This is a genomic window from Streptomyces sp. NPDC045968 (genome assembly GCF_056430475.1).
The window spans coordinates 1-18179 of record NZ_JBWKLF010000006.1 but is presented as its reverse complement, the minus strand read 5'-3'; the positions used below and the strand labels follow the sequence as shown (position 1 = coordinate 18179).

17 protein-coding genes and 1 pseudogene are annotated in these 18179 nt (G+C 70.6%); 13 read left to right on the top strand and 5 right to left on the bottom strand.

Annotation, left to right across the window (positions count from 1 at the left end; genetic code table 11):
* Window positions 1–73 precede the first annotated feature (73 nt).
* Window positions 74–838, bottom strand: coding sequence for a chaplin (locus AC07FA_RS18405; protein ID WP_479076645.1), 765 nt, complete (start codon window positions 836–838; stop codon window positions 74–76).
* 312 nt (window positions 839–1150) lie between these two features.
* Here AC07FA_RS18405 and AC07FA_RS18400 point away from each other — a divergent pair, with 312 nt between their 5' ends.
* From AC07FA_RS18400 to AC07FA_RS18375, 6 genes are all read left to right on the top strand, one after another.
* Window positions 1151–1552, top strand: a complete 402-nt coding sequence (locus tag AC07FA_RS18400; protein WP_479076644.1) for a rodlin — start codon at window positions 1151–1153, stop codon at window positions 1550–1552.
* 227 nt (window positions 1553–1779) lie between these two features.
* The gene (locus AC07FA_RS18395; protein WP_479076642.1) at window positions 1780–2013 is read left to right on the top strand and encodes a chaplin; all 234 of its coding nucleotides are present in this window, start codon (window positions 1780–1782) and stop codon (window positions 2011–2013) included.
* Window positions 2014–2263: 250 nt separating this feature from the next.
* Window positions 2264–2554, top strand: a complete 291-nt coding sequence (locus tag AC07FA_RS18390) for a hypothetical protein (RefSeq protein ID WP_479076641.1) — start codon at window positions 2264–2266, stop codon at window positions 2552–2554.
* A 187-nt stretch (window positions 2555–2741) separates the two neighbouring features.
* Window positions 2742–3152: a rodlin gene (locus AC07FA_RS18385; RefSeq protein WP_479076640.1), complete on the top strand. Its 411-nt coding sequence runs from the start codon at window positions 2742–2744 to the stop codon at window positions 3150–3152.
* 238 nt (window positions 3153–3390) lie between these two features.
* Window positions 3391–3591 carry a hypothetical protein gene (locus tag AC07FA_RS18380; RefSeq protein ID WP_479076638.1) on the top strand — a complete coding sequence of 67 codons (201 nt, stop codon included), beginning with the start codon at window positions 3391–3393 and terminating at the stop codon, window positions 3589–3591.
* Between the two features lie 119 nt (window positions 3592–3710).
* Complete coding sequence (locus AC07FA_RS18375; RefSeq protein WP_479076636.1) at window positions 3711–4121, top strand: rodlin; 411 nt, start codon at window positions 3711–3713, stop codon at window positions 4119–4121.
* Window positions 4122–4255: 134 nt separating this feature from the next.
* Here AC07FA_RS18375 and AC07FA_RS18370 read toward each other — a convergent pair whose 3' ends face one another.
* Window positions 4256–4756 (bottom strand): DUF5949 family protein, encoded by a 501-nt coding sequence (locus AC07FA_RS18370; protein WP_479076634.1) that lies wholly within the window; start codon window positions 4754–4756, stop codon window positions 4256–4258.
* Between the two features lie 360 nt (window positions 4757–5116).
* On the opposite strand from AC07FA_RS18370, the gene rsgA reads away from it, so the two are divergent.
* Both rsgA and AC07FA_RS18360 read left to right on the top strand, forming a co-directional pair.
* Window positions 5117–6271 (top strand): ribosome small subunit-dependent GTPase A, encoded by a 1155-nt coding sequence (gene rsgA, locus AC07FA_RS18365; RefSeq protein WP_479076633.1) that lies wholly within the window; start codon window positions 5117–5119, stop codon window positions 6269–6271.
* A gap of 74 nt (window positions 6272–6345) precedes the next feature.
* Window positions 6346–7788: a DNA-3-methyladenine glycosylase 2 family protein gene (locus tag AC07FA_RS18360; protein WP_479077223.1), complete on the top strand. Its 1443-nt coding sequence runs from the start codon at window positions 6346–6348 to the stop codon at window positions 7786–7788.
* On the opposite strand, the gene AC07FA_RS18355 is transcribed toward AC07FA_RS18360, so the two are convergent.
* Complete coding sequence (locus AC07FA_RS18355; RefSeq protein ID WP_479076632.1) at window positions 7713–8195, bottom strand: DUF456 domain-containing protein; 483 nt, start codon at window positions 8193–8195, stop codon at window positions 7713–7715. The two genes, AC07FA_RS18360 and AC07FA_RS18355, sit on opposite strands and share 76 nt — an antisense overlap.
* A 71-nt stretch (window positions 8196–8266) precedes the next feature.
* Window positions 8267–9256 (bottom strand): helix-turn-helix domain-containing protein, encoded by a 990-nt coding sequence (locus AC07FA_RS18350; RefSeq protein ID WP_479076631.1) that lies wholly within the window; start codon window positions 9254–9256, stop codon window positions 8267–8269.
* Window positions 9257–9460: 204 nt separating this feature from the next.
* On the opposite strand from AC07FA_RS18350, the gene AC07FA_RS18345 reads away from it, so the two are divergent.
* From AC07FA_RS18345 to AC07FA_RS18330, 4 genes are all read left to right on the top strand, one after another.
* Window positions 9461–13228, top strand: coding sequence for a S8 family peptidase (locus AC07FA_RS18345; RefSeq protein WP_479076629.1), 3768 nt, complete (start codon window positions 9461–9463; stop codon window positions 13226–13228).
* 114 nt (window positions 13229–13342) lie between these two features.
* Complete coding sequence (locus tag AC07FA_RS18340) at window positions 13343–14992, top strand: protein phosphatase 2C domain-containing protein (RefSeq protein WP_479076628.1); 1650 nt, start codon at window positions 13343–13345, stop codon at window positions 14990–14992.
* A 65-nt stretch (window positions 14993–15057) separates the two neighbouring features.
* Entirely contained in the window at window positions 15058–16800 is a 1743-nt protein-coding gene (locus tag AC07FA_RS18335) for a pyruvate dehydrogenase (RefSeq protein WP_479076626.1), read from the top strand.
* 39 nt (window positions 16801–16839) lie between these two features.
* A protein-coding gene (locus AC07FA_RS18330) for an IS5 family transposase (RefSeq protein WP_479077222.1) occupies window positions 16840–17660 on the top strand; the annotation gives its coding sequence in 2 pieces (ribosomal slippage) (window positions 16840–17187 and window positions 17190–17660; 819 coding nt in all).
* Here the strand turns inward: AC07FA_RS18330 and AC07FA_RS18325 are convergent.
* Window positions 17650–18006: a hypothetical protein gene (locus AC07FA_RS18325; protein WP_479076625.1), complete on the bottom strand. Its 357-nt coding sequence runs from the start codon at window positions 18004–18006 to the stop codon at window positions 17650–17652. The two genes, AC07FA_RS18330 and AC07FA_RS18325, sit on opposite strands and share 11 nt — an antisense overlap.
* Window positions 18007–18095: 89 nt before the next feature.
* Here AC07FA_RS18325 and AC07FA_RS18320 point away from each other — a divergent pair.
* A pseudogene (locus AC07FA_RS18320) lies at window positions 18096–18179 on the top strand (IS5/IS1182 family transposase); the annotation flags it as partial.

Genomic DNA, 18179 nt, shown 5'->3' with positions numbered 1-18179 from the left:
CCGACGCGGAAAGGGTCCGTCCGGACAGCGACAGCCGTCAGGACGGACCCCTTTCACCGTTCCGGCGCCCGGCTCAGTTCTGCGAGGCGCGGGTGCGGCGCAGCAGCACCGCGCCGCCGAGCATCAGTGCGGCACTCGCGCCGGCGGCCAGACCCAGACCGGCCGAGCCGGTCTCGGCGAGCGAACCGTCGCCCTGCGGGCCGTGGTCGGCGGGGGGCTGCTCGGCCGGCGGCTCGGAGGCCGGGGGCTCGTTGGCGGGCGGCTCCTCGGTCGGAGGCTGGTGGGCCGGGGGCTCCTCCGTCGGCGGCTCACCGGTGGGCGGCTCCTCCGTCGGGGGCTCCTCGGTGGGCGGCTCCTCGGTCGGCGGCTGGTGGCCCGGACCGCTGACATTGGCGCAGTTGTTGCCGACGGCGGGGTTCAGCGCACCGACGACGTCGACGGTGTTGCCGCAGGCGTTGACCGGCACGTGCACGGGGGCCTGGATCAGGTTGCCCGACAGCACGCCGGGGGAGTTGATGGCCGCCCCGTCGGCGGACGCGCCGCCCTGGGAAGCACCGTCGCCGCCACCGTGGCCGCCGTCGTCGTCCTTGCCGGAGCCGACGTTCGCGCAGGTGTTGCCGAACGCGGGGTTCAGCAGCGCGATCACGTTGACGGTGTTCCCGCAGAGGTTGACCGGGATGTGCACCGGCACCTGCACGGCGTTCCCCGAACCGACACCCGGCGAACCGACAGCGGCACCATCGGCTGATGCGTCGGCATGTGCATAACCGCCGGCCGCGGACAGAATGCCCGAAGCCGCCGCCATGACGATCATGCTTTTATTCAAAACCTGCCGCATTACTTGTCCTTTCCTAGGACATTCCACAGGACATTCCGTGTGGGCGATCCAGCTGCACGCTGGACGACACCCATAACGAAGGAGAGATGCGCGGGAAACTTGAAGACGCGTGGAAATTATGTAACCACCCGAACGGGTGACGTATGCGCGTTCGGGTTTACGCGGGGGGCGCGGGGCGCCCCGTTTCACGTCCGGCCGTGGCCCGGCGCGCCGAAGTGTGCGGCATTCGGGTGAATGCACGGAACCAAACGTGCCGCCGCGAGTTGGGCAGGGCGCTCCGGCACGGGGCAATCGGTACGAGAAGGGTTAATCGTGATCAAGAAGGTTCTGGCTACGGGTGCCGTCGCCGCCTCCGTCCTCGGTCTCTCGGCTACGCAGGCCATGGCGATCGGTGACGACGGAGGAACGACCTCGGTCAACGGCAACGGCGCCTCGCAGGCGTTCGGCAATGCCGAGACGCACGGTGACTGGAGCCCCCAGTTCGGTCTGGTCCAGGGCTCGCTCAACAAGCCGTGTGTCGGTCTGCCGCTCAAGGGCAACGTCGGTTCCCTCATCGGCCTGGTGCCGATCGCGGTCCAGGACGTCAACGTCCTGTCCTCGCCGCAGAACCAGCAGTGCACCGAGAACTCCACCCAGGCCAAGGGCGACGAGCCGCTGTCGCACATCCTGGACAACATCCCGGTCCTCTCCGGGAACGGCGCGCACAACAGCTGACCCGGCCGCATCACCGGCCCGGGCCGCCGGCACTCCTCCTCCGAGCGGCCCGGGCCTTCCGCTGTGCCAATCGGGGGGATTTCCGAGAATCTGCTCAGAAACGAGTTTCGATCTCGGCCGCAGGTCGTTACGAATTACAGCTTCGGAGTTACGAGCGATCAGGACAGCGCTCGTGCGGCACGAAAGTCGTGGCCGCTCCGGACTCCGCTGCGAGAAAGGGACGAAAAGTGAAGTACACCAAGGTTGCCGCCGTCGCCGCCGGAACCCTCATGGCGATGGGCGCCGCCGCGCCGGCCATGGCCGACTCCGGTGCCGAGGCCATCGCCGCGCACTCCCCGGGCGTGCTGTCCGGCAACGTCGTGCAGGTTCCGATCCACATTCCGGTCAACGTCTGCGGCAACACCGTGAACGTCATCGGTCTGCTGAACCCGGCCTTCGGCAACACCTGCATCAACGACTGAACGATTGCAGGGTGAGCTGACAGCTCGCCATCGGTGGGCCCCGCATCGCACACGCGATGTGGGGCCCACTCCGTTTTATCCGGATCCCGGCGGCGATCCCGAGCGGGCCGAGAAATCCGACGCCATCCAGTTGCCGGTTCGCTGCGTGATCGTTACTCCTCATGAAAGCGGCAGAAGTCACAGCTAAAGAAGGCTCGTGCGGCGCGGGAACGCGACCGAAACAGATGCCGCTGCAGAAGGGAACCTGAAAGTGAAGTACGCGAAGACCGCCGCGCTCATTGCCGGTTCCGTGGTTGCTCTCGGAACGGCTGCTCCCGCCTTCGCCGTTACTGAAGCCACGGCCCCCAACTTCAGCCTCGACAGCGGCCTGAACCAGGTCATGGCCGCCGCCCCGCAGGCGGTCGACCCGCTGGTCGAGACGGTCGGCGGCGCCGCCGAGTCGGTGCAGGAGGACGGCGCCGTCGGCAAGCTGGCGGGCGAGGCCACCGGTGCGGCCCAGGGCGCCGCCCCGCTGCTCGGCGGCGTCCCTCTCGGCGGCTGATCCTTCGGCGCGACGGCAATTCCTGCACGGCTCCGCAATTCCTCCGGTGCGCGGGCTCCCGTATTTCGGCGGCCGCCCGGCAGGAAAAGCACCGTTCGAGTGAATGAGCACAACTAATCCCGCCGGAACGAGTTGATCAGGACGCTCCGGATAGGCGGGCAAGAGAATACCTCGGAAGGGTTATTTCATGATCAAGAAGATTCTGGCTTCGGCGGCTGTCGCCGCTTCGGTCGTCGGCGTCTCCGCCGCGGCGGCCCCCTCCGCCATGGCCATCGGCAACGACGGCGGCACCACGTCGATCAACGGCAACGGCGCCTCGCAGGCGTTCGGCAACTCCGCCACGCACGGCGACTGGAGCCCGCAGTTCGCGCTCATCCAGGGCTCGCTCAACAAGCCCTGCATCGGCCTGCCGGCCAAGGCCAACATCGGTTCGCTCATCGGCGTCGTGCCGATCGCGGTCCAGGACATCAACGTCCTGTCCTCGCCGCAGAACCAGCAGTGCACCGAGAACTCCACCCAGGCCAAGGGTGACGAGGCCCTGTCGCACATCCTGGACGACATCCCGGTCCTGTCCGGCAATGGTGTCGGCAACAACTGAGGTCGCGTAGTTCCGGGCCCGCACCGCTGAATTCCTCGAGCTCGTCGGGGCCGGCCCGGGACCCGTTCGTCCGAAGTGCGTGAAACGTGGGGCCAGTTCATCCGTACGGCTGCCGATCCCCGGTGGCCCGGATGGACTGGCCCCTCGTCGTGCGTCCGGGGGTCGGGCCGGATGACCGTTGGGCCGGATGGCCCAGCCCCAGGCTGCCCGGATTCGCCGGACGGGGTAGAGGCCCTTCATGGATCAGTACGACAGTCAACAGCCGCCGGGCGGCAGACGGTCCGCGGACGACAGCACACCGATCTACGACCGCCTGTTCGCGGAGTGGTGCGCGGCCGGCCGCAGCGTCGCGTCCGGCGGGCCCCCGCACCCCGCACCGCGCCCCGCGGGCGGCTTCGTCCCGGCGGCCCGCACGTCCGGCGAAGCCGCCCGTGAGTGAACACGAAGCGTCCACCTTGCGCCAGATCGAACCCATTTGAGTGGTCCTGCGGAACTGAAACCTCCGAATGAGGTTGATCAGTACGTTCCACAACGGGACGCTCCGAAAGGTGAAGCTTGATGAAGAAGATGATGGCCGGCGCGGCAGTGGCCGTGTCCCTGGTCGGTCTGTCCGCCGCTGCGGCCCCCTCGGCCATGGCGATCGGCAACGACGAGGGCACCACGTCGGTCAACGGCAACGGTGCCTCGCAGGCGTTCGGCAACGCCGTCACCAAGGGTGACTGGAGCCCGAACACCCAGCTGGTCCAGGGCACGCTGAACAAGGCGTGCATCGGTCTGCCGGTCAAGGCCAACGTCGGTTCGCTCGTCGGCCTGCTCGTGCCCGTCGCGATTCAGGACATCAACGTCCTGTCCTCGCCGCAGAACCAGCAGTGCGCCGAGAACTCCACCCAGGCCAAGGGCGACGAGGCCCTGTCGCACATCCTGGACGACATCCCGGTGCTCTCGGGCAACGGCGTCGGCAACAACTGACGTTCCATGGCGTGCGGGTGGTCCGGACATGGTCCGGGGCGCCCGCACTTCCGTGTGCGGCACCGTGCACGACGATGCCCACCACTCCACGGGGGGTGGTGGGCATCGTCGCGCGCGGACGGGGGAGAGACCGGTCAGCCCAGGCTGCGTACCGGCAGGAGGCAGAGCGCCGACGTCTTCACGACGTCCTCGTCCGCGGCGAACGAACGCAGCATCTCCTCGCTCACCGGCCGGCCCGGCACGGCCTCCGGCCAGGGGCGGGTGGCGAACATCCCGTAGACCTCGCCCTGCGCCTCCGCGGCGGCCAGCCACTCCGGCGGTACCTGGTACTGCGCCTTGAAGTGAGGCATCGTCAGCACGGCCTGGCCTGCCTGGACGAGGAGCTTCACCGGGAGGCCCGGCGTCTCGGACGCCCTGGTGAGATCCCCGCCGACGGTGAGGCCACTGCGCTCCAGCGCCGTACGCATGGCCGCCTCGCCTGCCTCCGGGCCGTCCTGCCCGTCGCCGAGCGAGTAGGTGAGCAGGAAGGCGACATCGCGGTCGCCCTCGGGGTGCCGGCCGCTCCAGCCGATCAGGATCTGGGTGCCCAACTGGGCTTGTGTGAACGTGCCGGTGGCGGTCTGGGGTGTGGTCATGCTCGGCACCATAACGGCCCGGGACCGGTCGTTGTGCACGCGTATCACCCGATCGGGGAAGCCTTCGGGATAACTCCGACGGAACGGGTCCCTTTCGGTTCCGCGGGAAATTCCGTTGACGTCGGCAGGTGACTCCGGGCTAAGGTTGGTGACGTCAGCACAGCGGGCCGGGAAAACCCGGCTGTGTGCGTCGGCCGTGAAGAACCAGGAGGTGAGGACATTGATGACTGTCGTTGCGATGGGCGCTGCCCACAACCAGAAGAGCATCGTTCTCACCCCCGTGGCCACCGGCTGACCTTTCTCTCCATCACTTCCGCGTCGACGCACGCGGTGCCGGGGCCGCCCTTCGAAGGGTTTCCCTTGTCTTTCTCCATTCTTCCGGTTCCGACCTCGTCGCACGCGCTGTCTCCGTACGGCTGGGACGAGGACTGGGCCGCCGCATTCGCTCCGTACGCCGAGCAGGGCCTGCTGCCCGGCCGTGTGGTGCGGGTGGACCGCGGTCAGTGCGACCTCGTCACCCCCAACGGCCCGATGCGGGCGGACACCGCCTTCGTGGTGCCCCGCGACCCGATGCGCATCATCTGCACCGGGGACTGGGTGGCCGTCGACCCGGACGGCGACCCGCAGTTCGTACGTACGCTGCTGCCGCGGCGCACGGCCTTCGTCCGCTCGACGTCGTCGCAGCGGTCCGAGGGCCAGGTGCTCGCCACCAACATCGACCACATCGTCATCTGCGTCTCACTCGCGGTCGAACTCGACCTGGGGCGCCTGGAGCGGTTCCTCGCGCTCGCCATGTCCAGCTCCAGCGGTGACGCGCTCCTCGGCGCCGGCCCCGCCGGCGGCGCGGCCGACCCCCAGCCGCTCGTGCTGCTGACCAAGGCCGACCTCGTGCCGGACGTCGCCACGCTGTCCCATCTCGTCCAGGACATCGAGGCCATCGCGCCCGGGGTGCAGGTGCTGCCCGTCAGCTCCGCCACCGGGGAGGGCATCGACGTGTTCCGCGCCGTCGTCTCCGGCGGTACGAGCGTGCTGCTCGGGATCTCCGGCGCGGGCAAGTCCACCCTCGCCAACACCCTGCTCGGCGAGGACGTGATGGACGTCAAGGCCGCCCGCGACGTCGACGGCAAGGGCCGGCACACCACCACGACCCGTAACCTCCTCGTCCTGCCGGACGGTGGCGTACTCATCGACACCCCCGGTCTGCGCGGCGTCGGGCTCTGGGACGCGGAGGCCGGTGTCGGCCAGGTCTTCTCCGAGATCGAGGACCTGGCACAGCAGTGCCGTTTCCACGACTGCGCCCACGAGGCCGAACCGGGCTGCGCGGTGCTCGGCGCGATCGAGGACGGGACCCTGGCCGAGAGGCGCCTGGACAGCTATCGCAAGCTGCTCCGGGAGAACCACCGGATCGCGGCCAAGACCGACGCCCGGCTGCGCTCGGAGACCATGCGCGAATGGAAGCGCAGGGGCGCCGAGGGACGGGCCGCCCTGGACCTCAAGCGGGGCCGGATGCGGTAGCGGACGGTGGTACCGGTTCGACGTCCGAAAACCGCGAGTGCGGCACCGGCGGGTGCCGCACACTGGACGGTGTGATGGACGAAGAGACCAGGTACGAGGCGGTGAGCAGCCGCGACGCACGGTTCGACGGACAGTTCTTCTTCGCCGTCGCGACCACCGGCATCTACTGCCGGCCGAGCTGCCCCGCCGTCACCCCCAAACGCAAGAACGTGCGGTTCTACCCGACCGCCGCGGCAGCCCAGGGCAACGGATTCCGGGCCTGCAGACGCTGCCGCCCCGACGCCGCGCCCGGCTCCGCGGAGTGGAACGTGCGCGCCGACGTCGTCGGCCGTGCCATGCGGATGATCGGTGACGGCGTCGTGGACCGGGAAGGCGTGCCCGGTCTCGCCGGGCGGCTCGGCTACAGCCCCAGGCAGGTGCAGCGCCAGCTCAACGCCGAGCTCGGCGCCGGGCCCGTCGCGCTCGCCAGGGCCCAGCGCTCCCACACCGCCCGGGTCCTCCTCCAGACCACCGACCTGCCCGTCACCGAGATCGCCTTCGCGTCCGGCTTCGCCAGCGTCCGCCAGTTCAACGACACGATCCGGCAGATCTACGCCCGTACCCCCAGCGCCCTGCGCGACGAGTCGGGTACCGGTCTGGGCGGAGGCCTACGGGAGGGGAACCGGGCCGGGATCCCGCTCCGGCTGGCCCACCGGGGGCCGTACGCGGCCCGGGAGGTCTTCGACCTGCTCGCCGCCGGGACGGTCGGGCGGATCGAGGAGATCAGCGGCGTGCCCGGCCGCCGCACGTACCGGCGCACCCTCACGCTGCCGTACGGCGCGGGCATCGTCGCCGTCGACGAGGCGTCCGCCGGACCGTGGCTGGAGGCCCGCATCCACCTCACCGACCTCCGCGACCTGACCACCGCCGTGCAGCGGTTGCGCAGGCTGCTCGACCTGGACGCCGACCCCTGCGCCGTCGGCGAGACGCTCGGCGCCGATCCGCTGCTCGCACCGCTGGTCGCCGCCCGCCCGGGACTGCGCTCGCCGGGCACCGCCGACCCGGACGAGTTCGCCGTACGGACGCTGGTGGGCCGTGCGGCGGCCGGCGAACTGGTCGAGCGGTACGGAAAAGTCCTCGACGTACCCTGCGGCGGACTCACCCACCTCTTTCCTGAGCCGGGGGTGCTGGCCGGCGGTGCGGAGGACCCCGCCCTGCGGGCCCTGGCCGCCGCGCTGGCCGGCGGCGAGGTGCGGCTCGACGCGGGCGCGGACCGCGACGAGGCCGAGCGGGCCCTGCTCAGGCTGCCGGGAATCGGCCCCGGAACGGCGGCGCTGATCAGGATGCGGGCACTGGGCGACCCCGATGTGGACCCGGAAGGGACGCCGGGAAGCGAAGCGTGGCGGCCCTGGCGCTCGTACGCCGTACGCCATCTGGCACTCGCCGGCCCCAGGGCGCGATGTCAGCCCCAGACGACGGCGGCCAGCCACGCGCCCGCCACCAGCAGGCAGGCGTACAGCTCCACCAGCACCGAGTAGCCGGTCGCCCGCATGACGGAGCGCACCGAGGCCAGGCCCGCGCCCCGGCTGCCCAGCCTCAGCCGCTCCGCGCCGTAGATCGCCCCGACGTACCCGACGACCGCGCCCACCACCGGCACCACGAAGAACCCGGCGATCGCCGCGATCCCGCCGAGCATCAGGGTCCCCCGCGGCGCCCCCGACGTGGCCGGTCGGCGCGGGGGCAGCAGCGGTTTGAGCGCCTGGTTCAGCAGGAGCAGCGCCGTTGCTCCGATCAGTACGACCCAGGCGTCCCGGCCCACGTCCGTCAGGGCCCACCACAGCACCGCGGCCCAGACCATCGCCGGCCCCGGCACGCCCGGCACCAGCACGCCGACCAGTCCGAGCAGCATGACCACCCCGACGGCGACGAGCTGCCACACACCCATCCCACCAGCCTGCCGGAACCGGCGGGTTCCCGCCTGTCAGCGCAGGTCCGAGCGGGTGCGGCGCCCCACGGTCAGGCTCGTGGCGTACGGGCCACCCAGCCCCGTTCGTACGCGTGCCAGCCCAGTTGCAGCCGCGTCGACACCCCCGTCAGCTCCATGAGGCCCTTGACCCGCCGCTGGACGGTCCGCAGCCCCAGATCCAGCTGCTTCGCCACACTCGCGTCCGTCAGCCCGGCCAGCAGCAGCGACAGGATCTCCAGATCGGTCGGATCGGGCCCCGTCGCCTCCTCCCGCACCCAGCCGCTCTCGCCGAGCCGCAGCGGCATCGCGTCCCGCCACACCGCCTCGAACAGGCCCATGAGCGACTCCAGCAGTCCGCTCGCGTGGACGACCAGAGCGGCCGGCTCCGCCCCGCGCCCCGTCAGCGGCACCATGGCCAGACTGCCGTCGGCCACCACCAGTTTGGTCGGCACCCGGTCGACCACCCGGCACTGTTCGTCACGGCTCAGGGCCGCGGACAGCTCCAGGATTCCCGACGGCAGCGCGAGTACTTCGCGCTCGACCACGACCCGGTAGGACACCCCGCGGTTCGCCGCGCGCTCCTCCGACTCGTTCTCCATACCGCTCACCGCGATCGGCTTTCCGGTGACCAGCGCACAGACCTCCGACACCGCACCGAGCTGCAACTGATGGAAACGGTGGGTCACCGCGCTCGCGCCGGTCACCACCTCCACCAGATCGTGCACGGCCGGCTCGCTCGCCTCCGCCCGGTACTCCTCGGCGAGCAGGGCCGCCGCCAGCTCCGCCTGCTCCAGCTCGTGCCGCTGCTGGATGAGCAGGGCGCCCAGGGCCACTCCGGGCGGGGCGGCGACCCAGCGCCCCGGCCGCGCCGACGACTGGGCCGCCAGGCCCTGGTGTTCCAGCCGGCGCAGCGCCCGTTCCGTATCCGTCTGCGGGAGCGCCAGCCGGTGCGCCAGGTCGGAGACCTCCGCCGCCCCCGCAGCGACAAGTGCGCGGTACGTCGCTTCCTGTCTCTCGTCGAGACCTATCGCACCCAGCATCCTCGATCCTCCCCGGGCGTGGTGGTCGCACAACGTGCGTCCCGGACGGCCTGCGTGGCGGGAAAAGGCCACGGCGTAAACCCGCCGCAGACATCATCCCCCGTACCGGTGGTCACTCTGCCAATGTGGCGCCACCGCAGCACCAACCACCTCCGGAACGTGGCGGCTTGTGCTGCTTCGGTTCGAAATGACCTGGGGAGAGCGATGCGCCCGATATCGCGTACGGCACTGGGAGTGGCCACCGCCGCCGTCCTGGCCGTCACCGCGACCGCCCCGTCCGTGGCGGTGCCACAGGACGACGCGACCGCCAACAGACCGCTGACCGGCAGCGCGGCCGCAGCCGCCGAACGCGCCGAGCCGGTCACCGTCACGCTCGTCACGGGCGACCAGGTCCTGGTGAGCACCGACGGCGCGGGCACCGCGTCCGCCACGGCACTGCCCCGCGAGGACGGCACCGTCCCGCTCGTACAGACCCGGCAGTCCGGCAAGGACCTGTACGTCTACCCCGAGGCCGCCGCCGAGGCCCTCGCCGCGGGCACGGTCGACGAGGAACTCTTCAACGTCACCGGCCTCGTCCGCCAGGGCTACGACGACGCCCACTCCACCACCGTCCCGCTCATCGCCACCTACACCGGTAAGGCCGCGCGCAGCACTCCCGTCACCCCGCGCGGCGCCGAACGCGGACTCGGTCTCGCCGCCATCGACGGCGTCGCCCTCAAGGCGGACAAGAAGCACACCGCCGCCTTCTGGGCCGATGTCACCGGCACGCGGTCGCGCGCGGCGGCCGGACTCAAGAAGCTCTGGCTCGACCGGCAGGTCGAAGCCAGTCTCGACAAGTCGGCCAAGCAGGTCGGCGCCGACCTCGCCTGGGTCGCCGGCTACGACGGCAAGGGCACCAAGGTCGCCGTCCTGGACACCGGCGCGGACGCCGGGCACCCCGACCTCAAGGGCCGGATCGCCGGCGCCGAGAACTTCACGGACTCCGACACCACCGACGACCGGCAGGGCCACGGCACCCACACCCTCTCCACCGTCGGCGGAAGCGGCGCGGCGAGCGGCGGGAAGAACAAGGGCGTCGCACCCGGCGCGGACCTCCTCGTCGGCAAGGTCCTCAACGACAGCGGCTCCGGCGCCGCCTCCTGGATCATCGCCGGTATGCAGTGGGCCGTGGACAACAAGGCCGACGTCGTCTCCATGAGCCTCGGCAGCTCCACACCCACCGACTGCACCGACCCGATGAGCGTCGCCGCCGAGGAACTCGGCCGCGGCACGGACACCCTCTTCGTGGTCGCGGCCGGCAACGCGGGCCCCGCACTGAACACCGTCTCCTCACCCGGCTGCGCCCCCAGTGTGCTGACCGTCGGAGCCGTCGACCGCGACGACTCCACCGCGTCGTTCTCCAGCCGCGGCCCCGCCATCGGCGCACACACCCTCAAGCCCGAGATCGCCGCCCCCGGCGTCGCCATCTCGGCCGCCGCGGCAGGCGGCCGCGGCCCGTACGCGTACCAGGCGATGTCCGGCACGTCGATGGCCACCCCGCACGTCGCGGGAGCGGCGGCCATCGTGAAGCAGCGGCACCCCGACTGGACCGCACAGCAGATCAAGTCCGCCCTCGTCTCGTCGGCGACGAGCGACATCCCCGGCGACGTACGGGAGACAGGCGGCGGACGGCTCGACGTCAAGGCCGCCATCGACACCGAGGTCACCGGTGCCCCCGCGGTCCAGGGCGGCACCTTCAACTGGCCGCAGGACGCGAGCGACCGCACCACCGTCGACGTCCCCTACACCAACGAGGGCACCAAGCCCGTCCGGCTCTCCCTGCGCGTCGCGGGCGTCACCGGCAACGACGGCACCGCCGTCCGCTCGGCCGTCGCCCGGCTCGGCCAACGCACCGTCACCGTCCCGGCCGGAGCCACCGTCACCGTCCCCCTGACGATCGACCCGGCCGCGCACCTCGCCCGCAGCCAGTACGGCGATGTCACCGGGCGCGTCCTGGCCACCGCATCCGGCGGCGTCACGGTCTCCACCCCCTTCTCGCTGTACGTCGGCGCCGAGACCGTCACCCTGCGCGTCAAGCTCGTCGACCGCACCGGCAGCCCCGCGGCCGGCTCCTCCTCGCTCGACGTCATCGGGACCGACACCGCCACCGGCGAACGCCGCTTCAACGACGGCGCGGCCGACCAGGTGTACCAACTGCGCCCCGGCGCGTACTTCGTCTCCGGCTTCGTCATCTCGCCGGACCCGAAGGACGCCACCGGCAGAATGGCCGAGTCCGTCGGCTACCTCGCCAGGCCGCAGCTGAACCTCACCAAGGACACCACCCTGGTCCTGGACGCCCGCAAGGCCCACCGGCTCCAGGTGCGGACGGAGGCGCGCGCGTCCGAGAACCGCTCGACGACGCTCACCTTCGGACGCAGCTGGGACGACGTCTGGCTGCACTCGGGATCCATCAGCGGCGGACGCGCCGTCAAGAACTACGTCGTCGACATCCAGGGCAGGGCGGCTGACGGCGACTTCGAGTTCGCCAGCTACTGGCGCGCCTACGCTCCGCTGATCGAGAAGCTCTCCGTCGTCGGCGGTGGCGAACTGCACCCGCTGACGGCGAGCACCGGCTCCGTCAACCTCGACGGGACGGGCGAGGCGCAGCTCGTCGACGCGGGCACCGGCACCCCCGCCGAACTGGCCGCCGCCGGTGCCGAGGGCAAAATCGTCCTGGTCCAGGTCGCCGACGACGGATACATGACCGGCCAGGCACGGAACGCCGAGGCCGCCGGCGCCAAGGCGATCATCGTGCACCGGCCGTCCGCCGGCCCCTGGCTGCCGTCCGTCGGCTACGGCCAGGCGCCGCTGCCCTCCCTCGGAATCCAGGCGAGCGAGGCCGCCGGCCTGACCGCCGCGCTCGCCGACGGTCCCGTGACGCTGCGGTGGAAGGGCACCGCCGCCAGCCCGTTCGTCTACAACCTGGGCTTCCCCGAGACCGGCCCGGTCACCTCCGACCGTACGTACACGGTGCGCGACCACAAGCTCGGCAAGTCCACCGCGACGTACGAGGCGATGGGCGTGGCCGCCGACTACGTCGACTCGATGGTGATCAACCGGCCGTACGGCTCCCGCTTCTCCGTCGGGATGTTCGACACCGTCGCCGTCCCGGGCAAGCGCACCGAGTACTACTCGGCGGGCGACACCGGCTGGGAGCGGTACCTCTCCTCCAGCTTCCCCTGGGGCGAGACCATGTTCGACCGGCCCCGCACGTACAAGGCCGGCCAGCAGCGCACCGAGAGCTGGTACCGGGGCATCCTCGGCCCGTCGACCCCGCTCAGCACACAGGGCGAGCAGCAGCTCGCCGCCGAGCGTCAGGACAACCTGATCGGCGTCGCCCCCGGCTTCTGGGCGGACAGCGAACACGGCGGTATGCAGGGCTCCTTCGGAGACCTGGGCAGCATGACGCTCACCAGCGGCGGTGAGGTCCTCGGCCAGTCCGGCTGGCCTTCCGGGGTCTTCACCGTCCCCGCGAAGGACGCGGCCTACGAGCTCACCATGGCCACGTTCAAGACCGGCCAGCCGGCCGCGGTCTGGAAGCGTTCGACCCGCACCGAGACCACCTGGAAGTTCCGTTCGGAGCGGGACAAGAACGCGTACTCCCAGGGAATTCCGCTGCTCTTCCCGCACTACGGCCTGGAGACGGACGGGCTGAAGACCCTGGCGGCGCAGGACGGTCAGAAGATCGAACTGAGCGTCACCGGCCACGCGGGCTACACCCCCGGCGAGCTGACGGCGGCCAAGGTCTCCTACTCGTACGACGACGGTACGACCTGGGCGCAGGCCACCACCGCGCGGAAGGACGGCCGGTGGACCGCGACCGTCGACCACGCGGACGCCACGGGTAGGAACGTCACTCTCAAGACTGAACTGACGGACGCCAACGGCAACTCCGTCATCCAGACCGTGGTCGACGCGTACGCGGTGCGCTGACCACGTCCTGACCGGTCCGCCGGGCGTCCCTCCCGTGGGGGGTGGGGCCGCCCGGCGGACCTCTTTTTCCGGATGACCCGTTTTCGTGCGCCTCTCGCGGTGGACAATAAGGGCATGAGTCAGCAGGGGGATTGGCCCGCCGCCCACGAGGACGACTGGTGGCGCAGGCTGTACGACGAGACCGCGCCGGACACCGGTCCGAGCAGCGCGGCCGACAGTCTCGACGACCGCTTCGACTCCGCGTCGGATGCGGTGGGTCCCGCGACGGACCGCATGGACGCCGGCCCGGAGCCCGGGGCGGAACGACTGATTCCCGAGCGGGGGCGGATGGCTCCCGGGCCGGAGCGAACGGTTCCCGAGGCGGGGCGGATGGTGCCGCAGCCGCAGCCGCAGCCGCAGCCGCAGCGGGTGGCGGGGCTCGTACCTGAGCAGGAGCCGAAGGCGGTGGCGGAGCGCGATCCCGCGACGCAGCCGGTGGCCGTGGGCGAACCCGCCCCGGAGGCGAAGGCGGAGCGGGCATCCGTGCCGGAGCCGGTGGCGGAGTCCGAACCCGTGCCGGAGCCCGAACCCGCCCCGCAGTCGCCCGCCACGTCACCGCCCGTCATGGCGGTCCGGGCGCCCTGGGAACCGCCGTCCGGATTCCCGCCGCCGCGCAGCTTCGCCGCGCCGTCGCCCCCGCCTCCGGCGGCCGAGGTGAGCGCGCCCACCACCCGTACCGCCACCGACACCGTGCCCGGCCCCGACCCCGCCCCTGTTCCCGCGTCCCGGCCCCCTCTCGACTACCTCGGCGACCGGCCGCCCACGTACGACGCCGAGCCCACCGCCCTCCCTGCTTCCAGCTCCATGGACCTGCACGGACTCGTTCCCGACACCGTGCTCGACGGCGCCCGGTACGGGACGTACACCCTGCGGGCCGCGTCCGTACGGGGCGACTCCGCCCGCTTCCGGGGCGAACCGCGCCGCGACGCCCTGCTCACCGCCCGCTTCGGCGCCGGGGAAGGCGCCCTCGTCCTCGTCGCGATCGCCGGAGGCGCACGGGCAGCCGAAGGCGCACAGCTCGCGGCGGCCGACGCCGTCCACTGGATCGGCGGCGCCGTCGGCCGCAGCCACGCCAGGCTCTCCGAAGACATAAGGGCGGGCCGCCGCGGCGACCTCAAATCCGGTCTGCACCGCCTCACGGACCGCACCTACGGCAAGCTGCGCGCCCGCGCGGCCGAGCTCGGCCTGGAGCCCGGCGCGTACACCGCGGGTCTGCGCTGTCTCCTCCTGTCGGCCGATCCGCAGTGCCGCACCCGGGTGTTCTTCGGCGTCGGTGCCGGCGGACTCTTCCGGCTCCGCGACGGTGTGTGGCAGGACCTCGAACCCCACGTCCCGGACGCAGCGGCACTGACCGGCGGGGCGGTGGTCGGCTTCGGTTCCGCGCCGCCCGGCGGAGCCGAGAGCGAGGAGGGGCCCGAAGGCGACCGGCTGACCATGGACCTCCAGATCACGACGCCCCCGTCCCCGTACGTCGAAAGCCCCGCCCCGCCGCCGTCCGAACCCTTCCGCTTCCGAGCCTCGGTCGCCTGCCCGGGCGACACCCTGCTGCTCTGCAGCAACGGCCTCGCCGACCCGATGCGCGGCGAACCCGCCCTCGCCAAGGAACTCGCCGAACGCTGGTCGCCCGCCGGACCACCGGGCCTGGCGGGCTATCTCGCGGACACCCAGCTCCGGATCAAGGGGTACGCCGACGACCGTACGAGCGCGGCCGTCTGGGAGGCGTGATCGCACGGGCCATGGGTTGATGGACTCCGGAAGAGCACGGAGCACAGCGGAGAGGGTGCGCACCCATGGCCAAGCAGAACGTGTCGGAGCAGTTCGTCGACATCCTCGTCCGGGCGGGGGTGAAGCGGATGTACGGCGTCGTCGGCGACAGCCTCAACCCCGTCGTCGACGCCATCCGGCGTAACGCGGCCATCGACTGGATCCAGGTCAGGCACGAGGAGACCGCCGCGTTCGCCGCCGGTGCGGAAGCCCAGATCACCGGCAGTCTGGCGGCCTGCGCGGGCTCGTGCGGGCCGGGGAACCTGCACCTCATCAACGGCCTCTACGACGCCCACCGCTCCATGGCCCCGGTCCTCGCTCTCGCCTCGCACATCCCCTCCAGCGAGATCGGCCTCGGCTACTTCCAGGAGACCCATCCCGAACTGCTCTTCCAGGAGTGCAGCCACTACAACGAGATGATCTCCAACCCGGAGCAGATGCCGCGCCTGCTCCAGACGGCCATTCAGCACGCGATCGGCCGGGGCGGCGTCAGCGTCGTGACGATGCCGGGCGACATCGCCTCCCGGCCGGCCCCCGAGAAGTCGATCGAGCACGCCCTCGTCACCTCCCGGCCGACGGTCCGGCCGGGGGACGGGGAGATCGAGAAGCTCTGCCGGATGGTGGACGAGGCGAAACGGGTGACCCTGTTCTGCGGCAGCGGCACCGCGGGCGCGCATGCCGAGGTCATGGAGTTCGCGGAACGGGTGAAGTCCCCGGTCGGGCACGCGCTGCGCGGCAAGGAGTGGATTCAGTACGACAATCCGTACGATGTCGGCATGAGCGGGCTGCTCGGCTACGGGGCCGCCTACGAGGCGACCCACGAATGCGACCTCCTCATCCTGCTCGGCACCGACTTCCCGTACAACGCCTTCCTCCCGGACGATGTGAAGATCGTCCAGGTCGATGTGCGCCCCGAACACCTGGGCCGGCGGTCCAAACTGGATCTGGCGGTCTGGGGCGATGTCCGCGAGACGCTGCGCTGTCTGACCCCGCGCGTGAAGGCCAAGTCCGACCGCAAGTTCCTCGACCGGATGCTGAAGAAGCACGCTGACGCGCTGGAGGGCGTGGTCAAGGCGTACACCCGCAAGGTCGAGAAGCATGTACCGATCCATCCGGAGTACGTCGCCTCGGTGCTCGACGAACTCGCCGACGACGATGCCGTGTTCACCGTCGACACCGGTATGTGCAATGTGTGGGCCGCGCGTTATCTGACACCGAACGGCAAGCGCAGAGTGATCGGTTCGTTCAGCCACGGATCGATGGCCAACGCGCTGCCGCAGGCGATCGGCGCACAGTTCGTGGACCGGAACCGGCAGGTCGTCTCGATGTCGGGCGACGGTGGATTCACCATGCTCATGGGCGACTTCCTCACCCTGGTCCAGTACAACCTGCCCGTGAAGGTCGTCCTGTTCAACAACTCCTCCCTCGGGATGGTCGAGTTGGAGATGCTGGTGGCGGGGCTGCCCTCGTTCGGTACGACGAACAAGAATCCGGACTTCGCCGCCGTCGCGCGGGCCTGCGGAGCCTACGGAGTCCGCGTGGAGAAGCCCAAACAGCTGGAGGGCGCGCTCAGGGACGCCTTCAAGCACAAGGGGCCCGCCCTCGTGGATGTGGTCACCGACCCGAACGCGCTCTCCATCCCGCCGAAGATCAGCGCAGAGATGGTGTCCGGCTTCGCGCTGTCCGCGAGCAAGATCGTGCTGGACGGGGGAGTGGGCCGGATGCTCCAGATGGCCCGCTCCAACCTCCGCAACGTCCCCCGCCCTTAGACGTGGTTTCTTATGGCGTGCATGCTCGTTGGTCTGTGCATGACGGATCTGGTTGAGCGGCTGGTGCCGGATGAGTTGTGGGAGTTGTTCCAGCGGGTGGTGCCGCCCACGGAGGTGCGGCGTCCGCAGGGCGGGGGTCGACGTCGGGCTGGTGACCGTGAAGTTCTGGCTGCGGTCGTCTTCGTGGCCACTTCGGGGTGTACGTGGAGACAGCTCGCACCGGTGTTCGGGCCGGCCTGGCAGACGGTCTACCGGCGGTTCGCCCAGTGGAGCGCGGACCGGGTCTGGGCCCGGCTTCACCGCGTGGTTTTGGACGAGCTCGGGGCCCGGGGTGGGTTGGACTGGTCGCGGTGCGCGATCGACTCGGTCAGTGTCCGGGCGGCAAAGGAGGGCTTCTGACGGGACCGAATCCGACCGACCGTGGCAAGTTGGGATCGAAAATCCATCTGGTCACGGACCGGAACGGACTGCCACTGTCGCTGGGTATCTCCGGCGCCAACATGCACGACAGCCAGGGCCTGGAACCGCTCATCCGAGGCATCCCACCCATCCGCTCCCGCCGCGGCCCGCGCCGCAGGCGCCCTGCGAAGCTACATGCGGACAAGGGCTACGACTACGACCACCTGCGGCGATGGCTCCGCGGACGCGGCATACGCCATCGCATCGCTCGGAGAGGCATCGAGTCCTCGCAACGGCTCGGCCGCCACCGATGGGTCGTCGAACGAACCGTTTCCGGGCTGGCCGGCTGCCGCCGCCTCCACCGCCGCTACGAACGAAAACCCGAGCACTTCCTCGCGTTCGTCGGCATTGCCGCAGCCTTCATCTGCTATCGCCGATTGGCTGTCCCACTCACGGCCTGAGCCGGTTCTGCTGTACGTCGAAGCAGACCAGGTCCATGGACCCCGCCACGGCCGCCGCGTGCGCGGACGCCTCCTCGGCCATGCTCCAGCGCATGGGGAAGTAGATCAGTGGACCACTGGCTTCGCGGATCAACGGCCCGGTTGACCAGGGCGAGGCGTCCTCCTCGTCCTCGGTAAGGTCGCACCACCGCTCAAGCAACGCAGCCACGTAGGTCGCTATGCGTTCAGACGGAGGCTCTTCAACCTCGCTGTCGATGTAGCGGTCGTACAGGTCGCTGAAGACTCGGCCGGCGGTCTTGTCATCCGTCGGCCTCTCGCCTTCCCAGACAGCAAGGTCGTAGCTCATGCCAGGAGACTCTCATGCCACTCTGACAGCCATAAGAAACGACGTCTTAAGACCGTGTCCTACGTGGTGAGGCGGTCGTTGGGCTCATCATGGGGCGGGGTACGTGGAGTTGGATTGTTCCGGACGGACTGTGGGAGATCGCGAAGCCGTTGATCCCGGCGTCGAAGGTGCGG